The organism is Hymenobacter sp. UV11, assembly GCF_004684095.1.
Lineage (GTDB): Bacteria > Bacteroidota > Bacteroidia > Cytophagales > Hymenobacteraceae > Hymenobacter.
Genome location: NZ_SRII01000051.1, coordinates 1 through 1,285 on the forward strand (window position 1 = coordinate 1; position 1,285 = coordinate 1,285).

Here is a 1,285-nt window from a genome sequence, read left to right on the forward strand (position 1 = left end):
GGGTTAAACTAGCGGCCAATACCAACGGGAATTACTCTTCCTCTTCGGCATTCTTAAGCTTGGCCAGCAGCGAATAGGCCCCCCCGACCACTACTTTAGTCGTGGCAGTGCCCGCTGGCAGCGTTACCTGCGTGTAGCCGCTCTCACTTACCCCGGTTACTACGGGTACCATGCGGTAGCCGGTTTCCCCTTTGGGCGCGGGGTTGTCATCGACGAGAAAAATGTAAGGCCGGCCCCCGAACTGCACCACGGCCTGGTCGGGCAGGGCGGGCACGGAGGCCGAATTGGTTTCGACCACGGCCCGGACGTAGGTGCCGGGCAGGCGGCTGGGGTCTTCATGGGTGAGGTGGGCATAGACGCGCACCGTGCGGTCTTCGCTCACCGCCCGCCCAATCAGGTAGACTTTGGCCCGGTGGCCGGCCCCCACCGAGTCGTTGGCCAGGGTGTAGCGCACGGTCTGACCGTTACGTACCTTGGGCACGTCCTTTTCAAAGACCGTCAATACCACGTCAAGGTGGGTAGGGTCCACGATTTCAAACAGCACGTCGGTGGGCGTCACGCTCTGGCCGGCGCTGGCGTTCACGGTTTTTAGGTAGCCGCCGCGCGGGGCTTTCACCGGGGCCGTTGTGGCCATGGCACCCCCGATGGGCAACCCAGCCAGGCGCAGGCGCGCCGCCTGGGCCGCTACCTGCGCCTGCAGGGCCCGGTAGTCGGCGCGGGCCTGCTGGAAGTTTTTCTGCGGGGCAACCTCCTGCTTGTAGAGTTCCTCCTGCCGGGCATAGTTGGCCCGGGCATACTCCAGGCGGCTGCTGGTTTCGAGGTAGTCCTGTTGCAGCTGCACGTATTCGGGGTTGCGAATGGTGGCCAGCACTTGCCCGGCCCGTACGCGCGCGCCCTGCTGTAGGGTGGTGCGCTCGATAATGCCGCCGAGCAGCGAACTGACGGCCACCGCGTTTTCGGGCGGTGCGTCCAGGGTGCCATTCACTTTGAGTACTCCGCTCAGCACCCGGTCTTCTACGGGGCCCAGCCGGATGCCAGCGGTTTGCTGCTCGGCGGGCGAGAGGGTAGCCAAGGTGGCTTGTTTCTCCTTAGCTTCGCCGCTAGTCTGGCCTGCTTTGGTCGGCTTGTCGCCGGGCTTCTCGGTTTTAGTATCTTCAGCTGCCGCTTCTTTTTTGTCGCCGCCGCAGTTGGCCAGGGTTAGCCCCAGCAGGGCCAGAAATGCAATATTCTTCATGGAGGAAATTCAGGGAATCAAAGAAGGGTTACTGAGGCGTACTGTTAAGTA

1 protein-coding gene is annotated in these 1,285 nt (G+C 62.9%); it reads right to left on the reverse strand.

What is annotated here, in order from left to right:
* Positions 1 to 31: 31 nt before the first annotated feature.
* Positions 32 to 1,234 (reverse strand): efflux RND transporter periplasmic adaptor subunit, encoded by a 1,203-nt coding sequence (locus E4631_RS25630; RefSeq protein ID WP_135318686.1) that lies wholly within the window; start codon positions 1,232 to 1,234, stop codon positions 32 to 34.
* Between the last annotated feature and the right edge of the window lie 51 nt (positions 1,235 to 1,285).